We start from the raw sequence: 17266 nt of genomic DNA, 5'->3' as shown, positions 1-17266 counted from the left end.
CGCAAGACGCTCGGCTGGGAAACCCCAGCCGAGCGTCTGGCTAAACTCCTCGCGGCCTAGACAACCGACCACGTGTTGCAACGACCACTAAAAACCGCCGATCGCGCCCCGGGCCCTGGTGGTTCCGGTGGTGTTGCGGCGGTGGCTCCCCGTCAGCCGCGGGCGGCGGCGACGGCGGTGCCCAGCGCCTCCTTGATGCGGGGACCGAGGCGGGCGAAGCCGAACTCCTTCATGGCCGCCCGCAGCAGTTCCTCGTCGGTCCGCTCGACACCGTCGCCGTCCAGCCACCGGACGACGGCGAGCAGTTCCTCGGGCGAGTAGGCGGTGACCGGTCGGCCGGGCGTGAAGTCCGGCTTCGCGGGCCGGGCCGGAAAGTCCGCGGCGGGCTCAGCGGCGGGCTCAGCGGCGGGAGCGGGGGTGTCGACGGCGGCCTCGGGCTCGGCCTCCTTCTCCTCCACTACTGCCGTTACGACGGCAGCCTCAGGCTCAACAGCGGGTGCCTCAGCCTCGACGGCCGGGGCCTCAGCCTCGACGGCAGGCTCGGCGGCCGGTTCCGCAGCCTCCACCGCAACAGCCCCGGCCTCGGCGACCGGCTCGTCGGCCACCGGCTCGTCCGCCGACTCCTCGGCCACGGGCTCGGCCTCGACCGTAGCGGTGGCGGCTTCGTCGACCTCGGCGGCCTCGTCGGCCTCGGCAGCGGGCGTCTCGGCCACGACGGCGGTCTCCGCCACCTCCTCCTCGGCGGCGGGCGCCTCGACCTCGACGGCGGCTTCGGCACTCTCGCCCGCAGCCTCGTCCGCCACCGTGGCATCGGCCGCGGCGTCGGCCGCGGCATCCGCCGGGGCAGCGGTCGCGGTGGCGACCAGGTCGTCGGCGGCCGGAGAAGGCGCCGGGAGGGTGACCACCGCGGCCGGGGCCTCCTCCGTCAGCTCGTCTTCCAGCGCGGTCGGCTCGTCATCAGAGGTGTCCGCGTCGGCACCCGGCACTGCCTCGTCCTCAGCCCCGGCGACGATGTCGGGCTCCGCGTCGCTCTCGGTCTCCGCCTCGACGGCAACCTCAGCCTCGGTCGCGGCGGCAACCTCGGTCTCGACGGCAGCCTCGGTCTCGGCGGCAGGCTCGGTCTCGACGGCCTCCTCGGCAGGAGCCGCCGCCGCCTCCGGAGCCTCCTCCACGAGCCCGTCGCGCTGCCCACCGGCCAGCGCCTGACGCGCAGCAGCCTCGGCCTCGGCGTCCGACAGCTCCGCGCCCGACCCCTCGGCCGCCCGCTCCTCGGTCTCCGGTTCCTCGACCGCCAGTTCCTCGCCGACCGTCGACTCGACCGGCGTCTCGACCGACGCCTCGACCACCGTCTCGTCGGCGGCAGCCTCCGCCGTCAGCCGGTCCCGCTGCCCGCCGGCCAGCGCCTGGCGGGCCGCGTACGCGGCCTCGGCGGCGCGGCGGTCGGCCTTGGCGGTGGCGAGTTCGGCGAGCAGGTCGCCGAGCCCGGCCTCCTCCAGGGTGGAGCGCAGGCTGCGGATGGTGGGCAGGCGGTAGAGGGTGCCCTCGTCGGAGGCGAGGCGCTCGACCAGGTCGATCAGCTCCGCGAAGGGCAGCGCCTCCAGGTCGTGGTCGGGCAGCAGGCGGGCGAGCCCGTTCAGGCCGGTGTTGATCGCCTCGAAGGCCTGGGCGGTGCGCTCGACCAGGGCGCCGTCGGCGGGTACCACCGGGAGGGTGCCGGCAGGGGCCAGGGCGGCCCAGGCGCGGCGCTCGATCTCGGCGGAGGCGAGGGCCTCGTGCAGGTCCTCCCGGCGGATGCGGCGGTCGGTGGCGAGCGCGGTGGCCTGCTTGCGCAGCGAACGGGCTCGCAGCCAGGAGAGCTTGACGCCGTTCTCGCGGCGCCAGGCGCTGTCGGCGGTGGCTGCGGCGAGGGCGCCGAGGTCGGCGTCGTACGCGGCGGCGGCGAGGGTGGCGGAGGTGCGGTGCACCCGGTGGAGCATCTCGACCAGGAGCGCCGTCTTGGCGACGGTGTCCGGTTCGTCCAGCTTGACCTCGGCGGCCAGGGCGGTGACGGCCTCCCAGGTCTGCTGGAGGTCGTGGCCGCGCAGTTCGGCGAGCGCGGTGGAGGCGGCGCGGGCGTCCTCGGGGGTGGCGACGGTGTCGACGGCCGCGTACCAGGCGTGGGTGTCGGCGCTGAGCGTGAAGGCCCCGAGTTCGGCGTAGCGGCCGAGGTCCTCGCGGAGGTCGGGCTCCGCGGCGGCGTCCTGGGAGTCCTTGACGTCTGCGGCGTCGGCGACGTCCACCGGGTCGGCTGCGTCGGCGTTGCGCGAGTGAAGCACTGTCATGTGAGGTCCGGTTCTGGGCGACGACGGCGGGGCTGGCGGCGAGGGGGCGGCGGACCGGGTGCGCGGGGTCGCCCCGGGGCGGGGCGAGGGGGCGCGCGGTCGGCCTGCCGGTTGTGGACGCCCAGAATACGGGTGCCCGTTCGAGCCTTGCACGCACCCACCGCCCCGACGGGCCGGTGTCGTATCCCATACCGCCCGCCTGGCCGCTACTCGGGGGGCCCGCCCGGGTGGTCCGGTGCTGGTCGGGGCGGGTGCACGGCCCCCGGTTCGCCGGGCGGTCCGGGGCGGTGGGCGGGGCGCTGGACGGGATTCCGGCCGGGGTGCCGGCCGGGCCGGCGCGGCCGCTCCAGCGGGATCTCGCGAACGCCGCGGCCTGGCCGGCCGGGTGGCGGCCGGTAGCCTGCCCGGCCGACGGCGTGCAGGTCGACCGGCGCGAGGTACTCGTGCAGCGCCGTGCGGTGCCACCACGCGCCGGTTTCCCGCAGTTCGCGCCAATCGGTGAACCGGTAGAGGTAGAGGGTCGCCCGGACGTGGGTCGGCGGGGCGTCCGGGAACGGGTTGTGGCGCAGCAGGCGCAGCGTGGCCCGGTCGCCTGCCAGCAGGCGGGCGACGAAGGGCAGGAACCAGGGACGCGCGTAGCCGGGCGAGATGCCGGCGAACCACATCAGCCAGTCGAGCCGCAGGTGGTAGGGGGCGTACTGGCGGGGGAGGCGGCGCACGTCGCCGGGTTTGCCCTTGAAGCCGTACTCGCGCCACACGGTCTGCGGGGTGAGGACGGCCTCGTCGGTGCCCTCGACCACGACCTCCTGGCGGAGGCGGTTGACGCTGCCGAAGGCGCCGTAGGTGTTGACGAGGTGGAGCCGGTTGAACGAGCGGTTCATGGCCTGCCCGCGGGAGACCATGTTCCGCACCGGCCAGTAGCTGAGGACGACGACCGCCACGGTCAGCGCGATCACCAGCGCCTCGTACCAGAGCGGGGCGCCGGGGCGGTCGGGGGTGTGGACGGGCAGGCCGAGGCGGGCCGGTTCGACGGCGGCGAGGGCCAGGGTCACGGTGAGCCAGTTGAGCCAGGCGAAGTTGCCGGAGGCGATCAGCCACAGCTGGGTGGCGATCACGGCGCAGGCGGCGTAACTGGCGACCGGCTGCGGTAGCAGCAGGCAGACGGGGACGGCGAGTTGGACGACGTGGTTGGCCGCGGCCTCGACCCGGTGCAGCGGGTCGGGCAGGTGGTGGAAGAACCAGCTGAGCGGGCCGGGCATCGGCTGCGTCTCGTGGTGGTAGCGGAGGCAGGTCAGGTCCCGCCAGCAGCTGTCTCCGCGCAGTTTGATCAGTCCGGCGCCGAACTCGACCCGGAAGACCAGCCAGCGCATCAGCCACAGCACCAGGGTGGGCGGGGCGGTGTCGGCGTTGCCGAGGAAGGCGGCGAGGAAGCCGGCTTCGAGCAGCAGGGACTCCCAGCCGAAGGAGTACCAGGTCTGCCCGACGTTGACGACGGAGAGGTAGAGGGCCCAGAGCACCGCCCACAGCAGGATCGACGCCCACAGCGGGACGGCGTCGGCGAGGCCGGCCGTGACGGCGGCGGCGAGGGCGGCCCCGCTCCACGCGACGGCGGCGAAGAAGCGGTCACTGTAGTGGAGGTGGAACAGCCCGGGGGACTGCCGGAACGGGACGCGGGCGGTGAAGCGGGGCACCGGCAGCATGCCGTCCTCGCCGATGAGGGCGCGGAACTGCGCGGCGGCGGCGATGAATCCGGTCAGGTAGACGGCAGCGAGCAGGCGTTGGACGAGCAGTCGGCTCAACCAGTAGTCGGGGGCGGCGAACCAGTCCATGCGGCCCATGCCTACCACCGCCGCGCCGCGGACGGGCCCGGCCGGGGCGCGGAGGGCGGACGGTTCACCCGCTCGGCCCGGCCGAACTGTGCTGCGCCGTAGGGCGGGACCGCGCCGGACCGCAGAGGGCCGTCGTCAGGCGTGCGCCGGGTCGGGTGCCGGGTCGGGTGCCGGGTCGGGTGCCGCGAGGGAGTCCACCAGTGGGGCCAGCTCGGGCACCGCGGTGGCCTGGGCCAGGGTCGCCTCCAGGGTGGCGTCGTGCACCGGGCGGGCTGCCGCCAGCAGGTCTCGGCCGTCCTGGGTCAGCTCGGTGTAGATGCCGCGCCGGTCGTCCGCGCACAGGTAGCGGCTCAGCAGGCCCCGGTCCTCCAGGCGGCTCACCAGCCGGGTGGTCGCGCTGCTGCTCAGCGCCGCCGCCCGGGCCAACTGCTGCATCCGCATGTGCCAGCCGTCCTGCCGTGACAGCGCGTCCAGCACCGTGTACTCGACCACCGAGAGCCGGGATTCGGCTTGGAGCGCCTTCTCCAGCGCGGTGTCGATCATCCCGTGCAGCGCGGCGAGGGTGCGCCAGCCACGGGCCCGGACCTCGGCCGCGTCGTCGCGGATCCCCATGGCACGCCGTCCCTTCCGCCGCACTTCCGCTGCCCTGTGTGTCGGGCCTCCCTCGTCCCAAGTATGCCAGTCGGCGCGGATAACCGGTCCATGCAAACAGTTCGGCCTCACGGCGGAGCTGCTGGTCGGAGGCCGGGAACACCACCCCCACCGCCCCGACCGCCCCCACCGCCCCCACCTTCTCGACGGGTTCGGCGGCCGGGGCGGCAATCGGGAGGCCGACGACGTTCACCAGCACGGCAACCCGGCGTAATTGACGATCAGTCAATCCTCTTGCCGCGTTCTTACCTTGACGGGCGACGACGCCCGGAGCTCAGGGCGCCTACCCGACGGCAGGACTACTGCCCGGCGGGCAGGTTGGTCGCGTAGATCAGGTCGAAGCCGTCGTAGCCCTCCCCGTCCAGGTGCTCCGCACGTCGCAGGCCGGCGCGCAGGGCGACGCGCTGGGAGGCGAGGTTGGCCGGGCGGATGCGGGCGACCAGCGGGAGGTCGGGCACGGCGGTGGCCGCCCAGGCCGTCACTGCGGTGGCGGCCTCGCTCGCCAGGCCGCGGCCCCAGGCGGCGGGGGCGAAGCGGTAGAAGAGGTTGAGGACCGGCAGGCCGGCCAGCTCCATCGGCTTCACTCCGCAGAATCCGAGCACGGCCGGGGCGCTGCGCTCGCGGACCGTCCAGTAGCCGTAGCCGCGGCGTTCCCACAGCGCGTTCCAGCGGCCGTACCGTTCGGCGGCGTCGGCCCGGGTGGCGAGCGCGTCGGAGGGGTTGTGGTGGCAGGCGGCCAGGTCGCTGTGGACGGCGAGGATCACGTCGATGTCGTCCTCGGCCGGGCGCCGCAGTGAAAGCCGATCCGTCGTCAGTTCCTCGTGTCCCACCATCAGGCGATGGTAGGGCCACCTCACTGCGACACTGCGGGAGCCTTCGGCGCCGGGGAGAGGCCCGTGCAGCCGCGCAGGCCGTCGCGGCGCTTGAGGGCGGCCTCGGCGGCGGCGCCGGTGACCGGTTCCGGGATGCCCTTGTCGTCGATGGTGGCCGGTGTGAAGGCCTCGCCGGTCACCTTGCCGTCGGCGGTGAGGGTGAGGGTGGTGACACCGGTCTCGTTGGAGTTCGCGTAGTCGGAGGTGCCGTACCAGAGGAAGTTGCCGAAGCCGTAGCCGACGTAGGTGGCGCCGAGCATGCCGGAGCCGACCATGGTGTGCGCGTGGGTGCCGACGACGGCGGTGGCACCGGCGCCGGCGAGCTTCTTGGCGATGGTGGTCTGCGCGGTGGTCGGGCAGGCCTTGCCCTCGTCGCCCCAGTGCAGGTAGACGAGCACGACCGGGGACTGCTGCTTCGCCGCCTCCACCGCCTTGACCAGTGCCGGGACGTCCAGCGCCGAGGCGATGCCCGGCTTGTTCGCGCCGGCCCGCCACTTCTGGTTGGTGAGGTCCTCGACCTGGCTGGCGGCCACCACGGCGACCTTCACCCCGCGCACGGTGGTGACGTACGGGGCGTACGCCTCCTTGGCGTCGTGCCCGACGCCGACGACCGGTATCGGCGCGGAGTCCTTGGCGGCGAGGGTGTCGGTGAGGCCGTCGGCGCCGAAGTCCACCGCGTGGTTGTTGGCCATGGAGACGACGTCGACGCCCGAGTCCTTGAGTACCGACAGCGCCTTGGGCGAGGTGCGGAAGGTGTACGTCTTCGGTTCCGGGGCGCCGCGCCCGGTGATCGCGGTCTCCAGGTTGAGGACGGACAGGTCGGCGTCGGCGAGGGTGGCGGCGATCGGGCCGAGGGCCGGCTCCGGTGGCTTGACGGCGAGCCGGGCCTCGGTGCGCCCCTCGAAGTGGACGTCCCCGGCGAAGGCGACGGTGATGCTGCCGTCCGGTCGGGGCGCGCTGCTCTTGCCCGGGGCCGGGCCGGAGGACGGGGCCCCCGGCGTCGTGTCGACGGAGGTCGGCGCGGGCGCGGCACCGGTCGGCGCGTGAGCGGCGGCGGGGGCGGGGTCGTCCGGTCCGCAGGCGGTGACGGCGGTCAGTCCGACGAACAGCGCGACGGCGGCCGCGGCACGGCGCATGAGTGGTTCCCCCCGAGGACGATGCAAGAGCGGACAGCCTACGCCACCGGATCACCACCATTCGGGCCCGAACCAGAAACATTCCGGACACAAGAGGACATCGGCCGCCTCGCCGTCGGCCCACTCGTCCCATCCGCCCCTCCCGATCCGGACACCTCGTCCCTGGCGCGACGGCGGGAGCACGCGCAGCGTGGTGGGTGGTACGGGGAACCACGCCCGTGCCGCGGCGCGGAGCTGGGACGAGATGAGCGGCAACCTGAGCAGCAACGCGAGCGGCAACGTGAGCGGCGGCCCGGTCGACGTTCCGGGAGGCAGCCGGTCCTCCGGCACGGACACCCTGCCTGCCACGCCGACCGCGGCCACCCCAGCCACCCCAGCCACCGCGGCACCGGACGCCGGGGCCGACGAACGGGCGGTCCGCACCAAGGACTGGCGGCTCAGCCTGCACGTGGTCGAGGACCGGGACACCACCCGGGTGCACGCCGTCCTGGACGCCGACGGCACCCTCCTGCACAGTGAGACCCTCTCCCACCGCAACCCCCTCGACGCCCCCGCCCCGCAGGTCGGCGACGAGTTCGCGGTCGGCCGCGCCCTGGTCGACCTCGGCCACCAGCTGCTGCGCGCCGCCGTCCACCGCGCCACCGGCCCCACGGAGGAGTGAGCCCCGGGCAGCGAAGGCCGCGGAAGAGTGAGCCCGGACCGGCGGGGTGCGCCATGCTGAACCGCGACACCCCGACCGAAGACCGGATGCCCGGCAGACCGGAAGAGCCGCAACCCGCCCATGGACACCACGCCCGCCCCGCAGCCCGCCCCGGGGGCCGACCCCGCGGCCACGCCCGACCCCACGCCCGACTTCACGCCCGCCGAGCGCGCCCGGGGCCGCGCGTTGCGTCGCGCCCAGCAGCCGTGGGCGCTGGGCGCCCGTCTGGCGGGCCTGGCGTTGCCCCTGCTGCTCGGCCTCACCCCGGCCGGGGCTGCCCTGGCGACCGCCGTCGGCCGCTGGTTCGGCGACTCCCGGACGGCCACCGTCCTGGCCGGTGCGGCGGCGCTGGTGGTCCTCGGGCAGGCGCTGCAGCTGCCGTTCGGCGCAGCGGTGCGGTCCGTCCGGGTCCGGTACGGGCTGGTGACCCAGGGTTGGGCCGGGTGGGCGCTGGACGCCCTGCGCGGTCTCGCGCTCACCCTCGTCCTGGTCCTGCCGCTCGTCCTCGGGCTGTTCGCGCTGACCGCCTGGTCGCCACAGCACTGGTGGCTCCCGGCGGCCGGCGCGGCGGCACTGCTGACCGCGGTCCTCTCCTTCCTCCACCCGCTGCTCGTCGAGCCGGTGTTCAACCGGTTCACCCCGATGCCGCCGGGCGAGCTGCGCACCGCCCTGCTGGCGCTGGCCGACCGCGACGGCATCCGGGTGCGGGACGTCCTGGTGGCGGACGCCTCCCGCCGGACGACCGCGCTCAACGCGTACGTCTCCGGCCTGGGCGCGACCCGTCGGATCGTCGCGTACGACACGCTGCTGACCACTGCCGAGCCGCGCGAGGTGGAGCTGGTGGTCGCGCACGAACTGGGCCACGTCAAGCACCGGGACGTGCCGGTGGGCACCGCTCTGGGTGCGGTCGGGGCGGCGGTCGCGGTGGCCGTCCTCGGCCTGCTGGCGGCCTGGCAGCCGCTGCTGGACGCCGCGGGGGCGTCGGATGCGGCGGACCCCCGGGCGCTGCCGCTGCTGGCGGCGCTGGCGGCGCTGCTGGGCGCGGCGTCGGGGCCGGCGCAGTGCGCGGTGAGCCGCCGCATCGAGGCCCGGGCGGACCGGCACGCACTCGAACTGACCGGTGACGCCGAGCAGTTCGTGGCGATGCAGCGCAGACTGGCGCTGGCGAACGTCTCGGATGTCGACCCGCCGAGGGTGCTTGAGCTACTGTTCGCCACTCACCCGAGTGCGACCCGCCGGATCGCCGCGGCCCGGGCCTGGCAGGCCGCTCGGGTCACCCGGACCGCCCAGGGCACGCAAGGCAGACAGGGGACCGAAGGCACGCAGGGGGCACAGGGCACGCAGGCCTCACACTCCTCGCACGCCTCGCAGGCCGGGCAGGCCGGGCAGGGCCGGCCGGCTCCGGAGCAGCACCGCACGGACCCCGGCAAATCCGTTGTATAGTGCAACAAATCTCAGGGAGGTAGGAACGCCGTGCCCGGCCGCCAGTCGTCCATCGACACCATCCAGCGCGAGCTGACCGCCTTCGCCCGCCGCGCCCGGCACAAGGCCTCCCAGCTGCACCCCGACCTGTCCCTGGTCACCTACAGCATCCTCGACCTGATCACCGAGCGCGGCGGCTGCCGAGCCGCCGACGTGGCCGCGCACTTCATGCTCGACAAGTCCACCGTCAGCCGCCAGGTCACCGCCCTGGAGAAGCTCGGGCTGCTGGCCCGCGAGGCCGACCCGGACGACCAGCGCGGCCAGATCCTGCGCGCCACCGAGGCCGGGCTGACCCTGCTGCGCGACGCCAACGAGCAGCGCCGCCTGGCCTTCACCACGCGCTTCACCGACTGGTCCGACGAGGACGTCGCCCGCTTCGCCGCCTACCTGGCGCGCTACGGCGAAGAGGGCTGACAGCAGAGGTCCCCCGCAGGGGCCCGAAGATGAGCCACCGGCGGGAACCCTCCGACTCGAACCCTCCGACTCGAACCCTTCGACGTGACCCCCGGGAGCGGGCCCTCCGCCCGGGCCCCTGACACGACCCCTCGGCACGGACCGCCGAATGAGCCCTCCGGGTGCGCCCCGCCACCCCCACGGTGTACAGAGGAGAGGTGCCCCTCCGGCAGCGTCCCGATGCGCCGCGCCCGCCGCACCCGCCGCGCTCCCCAGACCACCGCCCCTCCTGGCGGCCCGACCGCCGGGTGCTGACGGCGCTGACGCTCGCCCTGATCGTCCTGATCACCGTCGTCGACATCCTCTCCCCACCGGACATCCACCTCGGCCCGCTACTGATCGTCGCCCCGGCTCTGACCGCCTCCTTCGCCGGCCCCCGGGCCACCGCCGGGGTAGCACTGCTCGCGATCGCCGCACTGACCGTGATCGGCTCCGTCCGCGACAGCCTGACCAGCGCCAACATCGAGACCCAGCTGAGCGCACAGGTCGTTGTCTCCGCACTGATCGTCGGCCTGCGGGTGCTGCGTCAACGGCACGAACGCGCACTGGCCCGGGTCCGGTCGGTGTCCGAGGCCGCCCAGCGGGTGCTGCTGCGCCCGTTGCCGGATCGGATCGGGCCGCTGCACCTGGCCTCCGTCTACCTCGCCGCGGAAGCCGAGGCCCAGGTCGGCGGCGACCTGTACGCGGCCGCCCGCACCGCCACCGGCACCCGACTACTGGTCGGCGACGTGCGCGGCAAGGGCCTGTCCTCGCTCGGCGACGCGGCGCTGCTGCTCGGCGCCTTCCGCGCCGCCGCCCACCTGCACGCCGAGCTGCCCGACCTGGCCGCCTACCTGGACGGCAGCGTCAGTTGGGACCTCGCCCAACTCGCCGAACAGTCCCGTCGGGACCGACAGGCCCGGCAGGCCCGGCTCGCCCTGCCCCGCCCGTCCCCCGGGGACGCCCCCGAGGAGGACGCCGAGGCAGGCGAGTCCTTCATCACCGCCGTCCTGCTGGACATCCCCGACGACGGCTCACCGGTGCGCCTGATCGACTGCGGCCACCCACCCCCACTGCTGCTGCGCCCCGAGGGCATCACCACCCTGGCCGCCCGCCGGCCCTCCCCGCCGCTGGGCCTCGGCGAGCTCGCCCCGATGCGGTACGAGGTGGAGACCTTCCCGTTCCGCCCCGGCGACCGGCTGCTCATCTACACCGACGGCGTGATCGAGGCCCGGGACGCCCAGCGGCGGTTCTACCCGCTCACCGAACGCGTCACCACTTGGCTCGCCGAGCGCCCGACCGCCCTGGTCGAGCACCTTCGCCGCGACCTGCTCGCCCACGTCGGCGGCCGGTTGGACGACGACGCGGCCATGGTCGTGGTGGAGCGGCTCCCGGACGACGGGTCGCCCGGGAGCCGCCCGCCGGCCGGGCTCGGGTCCGCTGCCGCCGCTGGTCGGCCGAGCCGCCGAAGTCGTCAGGGGTGAGCCCGGAACACCGCGTCCCGCCCGGTACCGGAACCCGTCCGGGGCCTACGGCTTGTACGGCAGCTGCGGCACGTCGAAGCAGTTGGTCGCCATCGAGGGCACCTGGGTGACCCAACCGCCCTGCTGGACCGGGCCGCCTTGGCTGCTCTGCCCCGCCTGCCCGACCTGGGCCGAGTCCTGCCAGCGGGCGGCGTTGAGACAGGCCCGGGTCGGGCCGGTGGGCGGCGGCCGCGGGACGAACGAGGCGGGCAGGATCAGGCCGTGCGCGTCGTACGGCTCGACGCGGTTCATGAAGGCCTCGACGCAGGAGCGGGTGGGTGCGGCGCCGCAGGAGTCCAGCGCGTCGGTCAGCCACTGCGCACCCGCCCAGCCCTCCAGCTCCCACGCGGACAGCTGCCCGGCCCGGTCCGGGTAGTAGCGGGCCATCGCGGCCCGGAACTCACGCACCGCCGGATACCGCTCGTCCTCGTAGTTCAGGCTCGACGAGGTCGCCCAGAGCGCGTTGCGGCAGTTCGGCGAGGAGGCGTAGTCGGTGCGCACCGACTCCGACCAGTTCTGCACGTTGGTGACCTTCGCCGCCACCGTCACCCCGGCCTCGTCCAGTGCCCGGCACAGCGCCGCGTTGCCCCGTCCGTCCATGGCGTCGAACAGCAACTGCGAACCGTCCGCGCGCACCGCCGCGGCCACCGCCTGGAAGTTCGGCAGCGCGAAGTCCACCGTCTGGAGCAGCACCCGGTACCCCTCGGCCTCCAGCCCGGCCTTCAGCTGTCCGGCGTAGCGGGCGGAGTCGGCCTGGTTGTACGCGACCACTGCGGCGCTGGCCGCGCCCATGCGCTGCTTGAAGAAACGGAACACCTCGGTGCTCTGGTAGAGCGTCCCGTTCCAGCCGACCGCCCGCCCGTCCCGCGGGGCACCGCTGCCGTAGATCCCGTACAGGTGCGGCCAGCGGTCGTACGCCGTGCCGATCGGCTGGCCGCCGACGTCCGGCACTCCCTTGCCGCTCACGTACGGCGCACCGGCGTAGTCCAGGACGCTACCGCTGACGAAGGCGAAGACGTGCTCCCGGTCGATCAGCCGGTGCACGCAGTCCTGGTTGCCGACGCCGCTGCCACCGTCGTCGCAGGTCACCAGCCGGATCGTGCGCCCGTGCAGACCGCCGCGGTCGTTGAGGGCCTGGAAGAAGGCCTGCGCCCCGTACCGGGGACCGCTGAACACCTCGCTGCCGACCGGGCTGGTGAGGGAGGTGACGATGCCGATCCGGATCTCGGCGGCGGTGACACCGGTGTCGGAGGCGGGATTGGGGCTTCCGGGCGCTCCGGCGCCGGGGGGCGACCCGGCGCCCGGGGTGGCGCGGGCGGTGAAGGCGCTGCCGGGAAGCCGGGTGCCGCAGCCCGCGAGGACGAGGCTCAGGGCCAGGATCAGGACCAGGCTCAGGACGAGCGGGAGGACGCGAACCGGGGCGGGGTCGGGAACCGTGCCGCGGGCGAGAGCCAGGGCGCGGGTGGCAGCCGGGGCGCGGGTGGGCGCTGGGGCAGGGGTGGGGGCCGCCGCCTGGACACGGCCGGGCCGTCGGCGCGCGAACGCGTCGACGGCCCGGTGCCGCGGCGGAGCGGTCGACCGCATCCGGTCAGCTGCAACCGGGGATCGGGGTGCCGCTGGCGCCGCCGGCCTGTGTCAGCAGACCGCACAGGGTCGAGCGGGACACCTTCCACGTGCCGCTTTCGAGGACGGCCTGGCCGGACGCGCTCGGTTCGACCACGCTGCCCTGGAGGGAGAGCGAATAGGTGACGGTCGCGTCGGAGGCATCGGTGAACGCCACCTCGTTGACCTTCGCCTGCACCTGGCCCACCCGGGGGTCCTGGGAGAAGCCCTGCAACACCGGGAGCAGCATGTCGCCGCCCTGGAGCAGCTTGGCCTTGTCGGGGATCGGGGTGTTGGGATCGAAGAACCGCTCCCAGTTGGTGGTGATCTCCGTCTTGGCGGCGGCCGGGTCGGCCGGGGCGGTGCCGGTGGCGCTCGGGGAGGCGGTGGCGCTCGGGGAGGCCGTGGCCGTGGCGGATTCACTGGCGCCGGCGCCCGCACCGGCGCTCGTGCTCACTCCTGCCGGGGAGGAAGCCGTGGAACCGGACTTGCTGCTGCACGCGGCCGCCGTGCCCGCCAGCACCAGGGCGAGCAGCGCACTCGCCGTCCGCAGGCCCCGTCCGCCGCCCGTGGGGGTGCCGATCCGCGTCACGTGCATGGTGTTCCCTCTCGACTGCGCCGCCCGGGCCGGTCGCCCGGCGCCCCGGATGCTGTTCCAGGCCGATCCTGGAAACGTCTCAAGTGACACCATGAAGGCGGATCCATGGACGAATCGCAATCCGGCGGAGAAATCACCCGTAGTGCCCCAAAGGGTTCCGCCGTCCGAGGCGACGCGCTCCCGGGCGGTGCGCGCCCGGGCAGTGGGTTCGGCGGCGGCACGTTTCGCGGTGCGTTTCGCGGCACGTTTCGCGGCGGCCCGTTTCGCGGTGCGTTCCGAGGTGCGCGGGAGTGGGCGGGCTGGCTCCTCGTCGCGGTCGGGGCCGTGCTGTGCGTGCTCGGCTGGTACGGGGTCTCCGGCGAACGGTTCGTCGAGCAGCAGATCCCCTACCTGGCCTCGTCGACCGTTCCGGGCGCGGCGATGATCGTGTCCGGAGCCGTCCTGGTCGCCTTGCGGCCGCCGTCCGCCCGAGGGGGCGAGGACCTGACGGACCGGCGCGTGGAACGGCTGTACGACCTGCTGGTCGAACCGGACACCGAACCGAGAACCCAATCGGACACCGAACCGGGCACCGGGTCCGGCACCGAACCGGGCACCGAACCCGACGCCGGGCCCGAGGTCCGACGCGGCGTCGACCAGGGCAGCGACCGGGGCAGCGACCGGGGCAGCGACCGGGGCGACGACCAGTGGGTGGCCGTACCGGAGGGCACCCGCTACCACCGGCCGGACTGCCCGCTGGTCACCGGCAAGGCGCACGCCCGACCGGTGGACGCGGACGCCCTCCGGGCCCGCGGCCTGACGCCCTGCCCGCTCTGCTCACCACCCGCCCCGGGCCCCGGCCGCGCCACCCGTCCGGGCGAATCCGCCCCACCCGGCGACTGAACGCCCATGGACGCCCTCCTCAACGCGGCCGCCCCCGACTCGTTCGGCCTCACCGTCGACCTCGCCCTCGCCGGGCTCACCGTCGGCAGCGCCGCCGCGCTCAGCGGCATCGGCCTGGTCGTCTGCCACCGCGCCACCGGGGTGCTCAACATCGCCCAGGGCGCCCAGGCCATGGCCGTCGCCTACCTGCTGCGCGACCTCGTCGTCGTCCGCCACTGGCCGGTCTGGCCGGCCGCCGCCTTCTGCCTGCTGGCCGTCGCCCCCGCGCTCGGCGTACTGCTCGACGTCCTCGTCTACCGCCCCCTGCAACGGCGCGGCGCCGGACCGGCCGAAACCACGGTCGCCGGCCTCGGCGTATTCGTGTTGCTCATCGGCGTGACCGTCCTGATGTGGGGAACCGCACCGCTGGCCGGCGCCCCCGCCCCGATCGGCGGCCCCCCGATCCCGCTTCCCGGCGGCCACACCCTGCGGCCCGACACCGTCGCCCAGCTCACGGCGATCCTCGTACTCGGCCTCACCGTCCTCGCGACCACCCGGTGGACCCGCTTCGGCCTGCGGCTGCGCGCCGTCGTCGACGACCGCCGCCTCGCCGCCCTCGCCGGAGTCGACGCCGACCGGCTCTCCGCCGCCGGCTGGGCCTTCGGCACCTTCACGGCCGGGCTCGTCGGCATCGCCCTCGCCCCGTACCTGCTGCTCGACCCGTACGGGCTGCCGCTGCTGGTCATGGAGACCATGGCCGTCGCGGTCGCCGCCCGGCTGCGCAGCATCCCGGTCGCCGTCGCCACCGGGCTCGGTCTCGGCATCGCCCAGTCGGAACTCACCCGGCTGCGCCCGTCCGGGCAGCTGCTGCCACTCGTCCAGGCCATTCAGTCCAACCTGTTCGTGGTCGCGCTGCTCGCGACCGCGCTGCTCGCCGGGCCGCGCATCACCGGGGCACGGAGCGACGCCGCACCACTGGCCGTCCGCCGTACGGTGCGCGGGCGCAGTGGCGGCGGACGGCTGGCGGGAACGGTCTGCTTGGTGCTCCTGCTGCTGCCGCTCGGCTTCCGGGGCAACGACCTGCGCAGCGCACTGCTCGTCCCGGCGCTCGCCCTCGTCCTGCTGTCCATCGTCGTGGTCACCGGCTACGGCGGGCAGATCTCGCTCGGCCAGGCCGGGTACGCGGGCCTCGGCGCGCTCGGCACCGCACTGCTGATGTCCGGCCGCATCCCCGGCGTCCCACCGCTGCCCGCCGTGCCCGCGCTGCTGATCTCCGTCCTGGCCACCGCCCCGCTCGGGCTGCTCACGGGTTGGCCCGCGATCCGCCGACGCGGGCTCGCCCTCGCCCTGGTCACCTTCGCGGTCGGCACGGCGATGAGCCGCTTCGTCTTCCAACAGCCGTACGCCACCACCGGGCTCGTGCTCGACCGTCCGTCCTTCCTGGCCGGCGACCGCGCCTTCTACCTCGCCGAGCTGACCCTCCTCGGCGTCGGCCTGCTCGCCGTCCGGGGCCTGCACCGGGGTCGGCTCGGGCGGGCGCTGGCCGCCACGCGCGACCACGAACCGGGCGCGGTCGCGGCGGGCGTGGACGTCCCGGGACTGAAACTCTTCGCCTTCGTCGCGGGAGCGGCCCTCGCCGCACTCGGCGGCGGTCTGATGGGCCTCGCCGGACGCGCCTTCGACCCCGCCGCCTTCGACCCGGTGGGCGGCCTCCTCTGGTTCGCGGCCGTCGTCGTCGCCGGCGCCGACAGCGCACTCGGCGCGGTCCTGGCCGCCGCCCTCATCATCGGCCTCGACGCCGGCACCGTCGCCGGTGTCTCCGCCGTGGCCGTCGGCGCCCTGGCCGCAGCCATCGGCCGCCTCCCGGGAGGCCTCGCCACCCTCCCCCGCCGCCACCGCCCTCCTCCCGCAGCCCTGCCGCCTTGCCGCCTCACCCCGGCAGGCCGCCGCGTACGGGAGGTCATCGCGGTGCGCGGCCGACGGCCATGAGCTCCGCTCATGACCCATACGGGTGGGCATCGTCGCGGCAGGCGCACGGTGGCTCGCGTGGACGGCCGCGTCTGCAGCGGGAAACGCCCATGAGCCGCGCTCATCACCTGTTCGGGTGGACGTCGTCGTGGGAGGCGCAGGGAGCGGCAGGAGCAGGGGGGCGGCAGGCGCAGAGAGCAGAGCCGACAGCCGCGTGGACGGACGGGAGCGACCATGAACGACACTCATGCCCCGTACGGGTGGCCCGGCAGCCACCGCAGCAACCGCAGCAACCGCAGCAACCGCACGACCATGGCGCGGACGGCTGCGGATTCCCCATGAGCAACGTTCATCTCCCGGTATCGGCGAACCGTCGCGCTCATCCCGATGACCGCCACGCAGGAAGGGCAGACATGAACCTCGCTCATCCCACCGCGCGGAACGCGGCCGGTGACCTCGACCGCCACGGCGGCGGGTCCGCCCCCATGAGCCACCCGGGGCCCCGGGCGCCGGCAGGACGGCCATGAGCGACACTCATCCCCCCACCGGTCCCGCCGCCCAGGCCGCCACCCGCCCCGCCGCGCGTCTCACCGCTCGGGGCATCGTTCGACGCTACGGGGGCATCGAGGCCGTGGGCGGGGTGGACCTGATGGCGTTGCCGGGGCGGATCACGGCGTTGGTCGGGCCCAACGGGGCGGGCAAGAGCACGCTGTTCGACTGCCTGGCGGGCACCGCCCGGCCCGATGCCGGGCGGGTGTTGCTCGGCGGTCGGGATGTGACCCGACTGTCCGCGCATCGGCGGGTGCGGCTCGGACTGGCTCGGACCTTCCAGCAGATCGCCGTGTTCCCGACGCTCTCGGTCGCCGACAACGTCCTGGTGGGCGCCGAGCAGCAGAACAGGCGACAGGACAGACGGGCCGCAGCCGAGCGGGCTGCCCGGGCGTTGCGGCTGTTCGGGCTGCAGGGCGTGGCCGCCGAGTCGGCCGGGGCGCAGCCCACCGGCGTCCTGCGACTGGTGGAACTGGCGCGAGCGCTGGCCGGCGGGCCCCGGGTACTGCTGCTGGACGAGCCGGCGGCGGGGCTCGACGGCGCTCAGACGGACCGGCTGGTGTCGGTGCTTCGGGGGCTCGCCGGGCGCGGCATGGCGTTGCTGCTGGTCGAGCACGACGCCGAGCTGGTCGCCGAACTCGCCGATTCCGTCTACGCGATGGCCGAAGGCCGCCTGGTGGTCGGCGGTCCGGCCGCGGCCGTCCTCGCCGACCCGCGGGTCACCCGGGCTTGGGGGCGGTGA

14 protein-coding genes are annotated in these 17266 nt (G+C 74.7%); 7 read left to right on the top strand and 7 right to left on the bottom strand.

Features of this window, described 5'->3' with window-relative positions:
• Nucleotides 1–152: 152 nt before the first annotated feature.
• From IF30_RS46745 to IF30_RS0116645, 5 genes are all read right to left on the bottom strand, one after another.
• On the bottom strand, nt 153–2321 hold the full coding sequence (locus tag IF30_RS46745; protein WP_030238361.1) for a hypothetical protein: 2169 nt from the start codon (nt 2319–2321) through the stop codon (nt 153–155).
• A gap of 206 nt (nt 2322–2527) precedes the next feature.
• Nucleotides 2528–4150, bottom strand: a complete 1623-nt coding sequence (locus tag IF30_RS0116660; RefSeq protein ID WP_078891437.1) for a lipase maturation factor family protein — start codon at nt 4148–4150, stop codon at nt 2528–2530.
• Between the two features lie 135 nt (nt 4151–4285).
• On the bottom strand, nt 4286–4762 hold the full coding sequence (locus IF30_RS0116655) for a MarR family winged helix-turn-helix transcriptional regulator (protein WP_030238356.1): 477 nt from the start codon (nt 4760–4762) through the stop codon (nt 4286–4288).
• Nucleotides 4763–5100: 338 nt separating this feature from the next.
• Complete coding sequence (locus IF30_RS0116650) at nt 5101–5634, bottom strand: GNAT family N-acetyltransferase (RefSeq protein ID WP_030238353.1); 534 nt, start codon at nt 5632–5634, stop codon at nt 5101–5103.
• Nucleotides 5635–5654: 20 nt separating this feature from the next.
• Entirely contained in the window at nt 5655–6809 is a 1155-nt protein-coding gene (locus tag IF30_RS0116645; protein WP_030238350.1) for a CapA family protein, read from the bottom strand.
• A 244-nt stretch (nt 6810–7053) separates the two neighbouring features.
• Between IF30_RS0116645 and IF30_RS47910 the strand changes: the two genes are divergently transcribed.
• The 4 genes from IF30_RS47910 to IF30_RS0116625 all read left to right on the top strand — a co-directional run bounded on the left by IF30_RS47910 (nt 7054) and on the right by IF30_RS0116625 (nt 10907).
• Nucleotides 7054–7470 carry a dsRBD fold-containing protein gene (locus IF30_RS47910; protein ID WP_051710435.1) on the top strand — a complete coding sequence of 139 codons (417 nt, stop codon included), beginning with the start codon at nt 7054–7056 and terminating at the stop codon, nt 7468–7470.
• A gap of 120 nt (nt 7471–7590) precedes the next feature.
• On the top strand, nt 7591–8952 hold the full coding sequence (locus tag IF30_RS0116635) for a M48 family metalloprotease (RefSeq protein ID WP_107054415.1): 1362 nt from the start codon (nt 7591–7593) through the stop codon (nt 8950–8952).
• A gap of 30 nt (nt 8953–8982) precedes the next feature.
• Nucleotides 8983–9405 carry a MarR family winged helix-turn-helix transcriptional regulator gene (locus tag IF30_RS0116630; RefSeq protein WP_030238344.1) on the top strand — a complete coding sequence of 141 codons (423 nt, stop codon included), beginning with the start codon at nt 8983–8985 and terminating at the stop codon, nt 9403–9405.
• Nucleotides 9406–9692: 287 nt separating this feature from the next.
• Complete coding sequence (locus tag IF30_RS0116625; protein WP_030238341.1) at nt 9693–10907, top strand: PP2C family protein-serine/threonine phosphatase; 1215 nt, start codon at nt 9693–9695, stop codon at nt 10905–10907.
• 45 nt (nt 10908–10952) lie between these two features.
• Here the strand turns inward: IF30_RS0116625 and IF30_RS0116620 are convergent, their stop codons facing one another.
• The gene (locus IF30_RS0116620; RefSeq protein WP_078891431.1) at nt 10953–12530 is read right to left on the bottom strand and encodes an ABC transporter substrate-binding protein; all 1578 of its coding nucleotides are present in this window, start codon (nt 12528–12530) and stop codon (nt 10953–10955) included.
• Between the two features lie 4 nt (nt 12531–12534).
• A complete protein-coding gene (locus tag IF30_RS0116615; RefSeq protein WP_051710434.1) occupies nt 12535–13146 on the bottom strand; it encodes a hypothetical protein in 612 nt (203 codons plus the stop codon).
• 324 nt (nt 13147–13470) lie between these two features.
• Between IF30_RS0116615 and IF30_RS41585 the strand changes: the two genes are divergently transcribed.
• From IF30_RS41585 to IF30_RS44585, 3 genes are all read left to right on the top strand, one after another.
• Nucleotides 13471–14028 carry a hypothetical protein gene (locus tag IF30_RS41585; RefSeq protein WP_051710432.1) on the top strand — a complete coding sequence of 186 codons (558 nt, stop codon included), beginning with the start codon at nt 13471–13473 and terminating at the stop codon, nt 14026–14028.
• 6 nt (nt 14029–14034) lie between these two features.
• Nucleotides 14035–15996 (top strand): ABC transporter permease, encoded by a 1962-nt coding sequence (locus tag IF30_RS44595; RefSeq protein WP_063752658.1) that lies wholly within the window; start codon nt 14035–14037, stop codon nt 15994–15996.
• A gap of 502 nt (nt 15997–16498) precedes the next feature.
• Nucleotides 16499–17266: an ATP-binding cassette domain-containing protein gene (locus IF30_RS44585; RefSeq protein ID WP_063752657.1), complete on the top strand. Its 768-nt coding sequence runs from the start codon at nt 16499–16501 to the stop codon at nt 17264–17266.

It is taken from the genome of Streptomyces sp. NRRL S-350 (genome assembly GCF_000719705.1).
Classification (GTDB): Bacteria; Actinomycetota; Actinomycetes; order Streptomycetales; family Streptomycetaceae; genus Kitasatospora.
This window is presented reverse-complemented; position numbering and strand designations above follow the sequence as displayed.

Excerpts from the sequence above, each read along its gene's own strand:
- IF30_RS46745 (WP_030238361.1), bottom strand. The coding sequence starts at position 2,321 with ATGACAGTGCTTCACTCGCGCAACGCCGACGCAGCCGACCCGGTGGAC.
- IF30_RS0116660 (WP_078891437.1), bottom strand. The coding sequence starts at position 4,150 with ATGGACTGGTTCGCCGCCCCCGACTACTGGTTGAGCCGACTGCTCGTC.
- IF30_RS0116655 (WP_030238356.1), bottom strand. The coding sequence starts at position 4,762 with ATGGGGATCCGCGACGACGCGGCCGAGGTCCGGGCCCGTGGCTGGCGC.
- IF30_RS0116650 (WP_030238353.1), bottom strand. The coding sequence starts at position 5,634 with ATGGTGGGACACGAGGAACTGACGACGGATCGGCTTTCACTGCGGCGC.
- IF30_RS0116645 (WP_030238350.1), bottom strand. The coding sequence starts at position 6,809 with ATGCGCCGTGCCGCGGCCGCCGTCGCGCTGTTCGTCGGACTGACCGCC.
- IF30_RS47910 (WP_051710435.1), top strand. The coding sequence starts at position 7,054 with ATGAGCGGCAACCTGAGCAGCAACGCGAGCGGCAACGTGAGCGGCGGC.
- IF30_RS0116635 (WP_107054415.1), top strand. The coding sequence starts at position 7,591 with ATGGACACCACGCCCGCCCCGCAGCCCGCCCCGGGGGCCGACCCCGCG.
- IF30_RS0116620 (WP_078891431.1), bottom strand. The coding sequence starts at position 12,530 with ATGCGGTCGACCGCTCCGCCGCGGCACCGGGCCGTCGACGCGTTCGCG.
- IF30_RS0116615 (WP_051710434.1), bottom strand. The coding sequence starts at position 13,146 with ATGCACGTGACGCGGATCGGCACCCCCACGGGCGGCGGACGGGGCCTG.
- IF30_RS44595 (WP_063752658.1), top strand. The coding sequence starts at position 14,035 with ATGGACGCCCTCCTCAACGCGGCCGCCCCCGACTCGTTCGGCCTCACC.
- IF30_RS44585 (WP_063752657.1), top strand. The coding sequence starts at position 16,499 with ATGAGCGACACTCATCCCCCCACCGGTCCCGCCGCCCAGGCCGCCACC.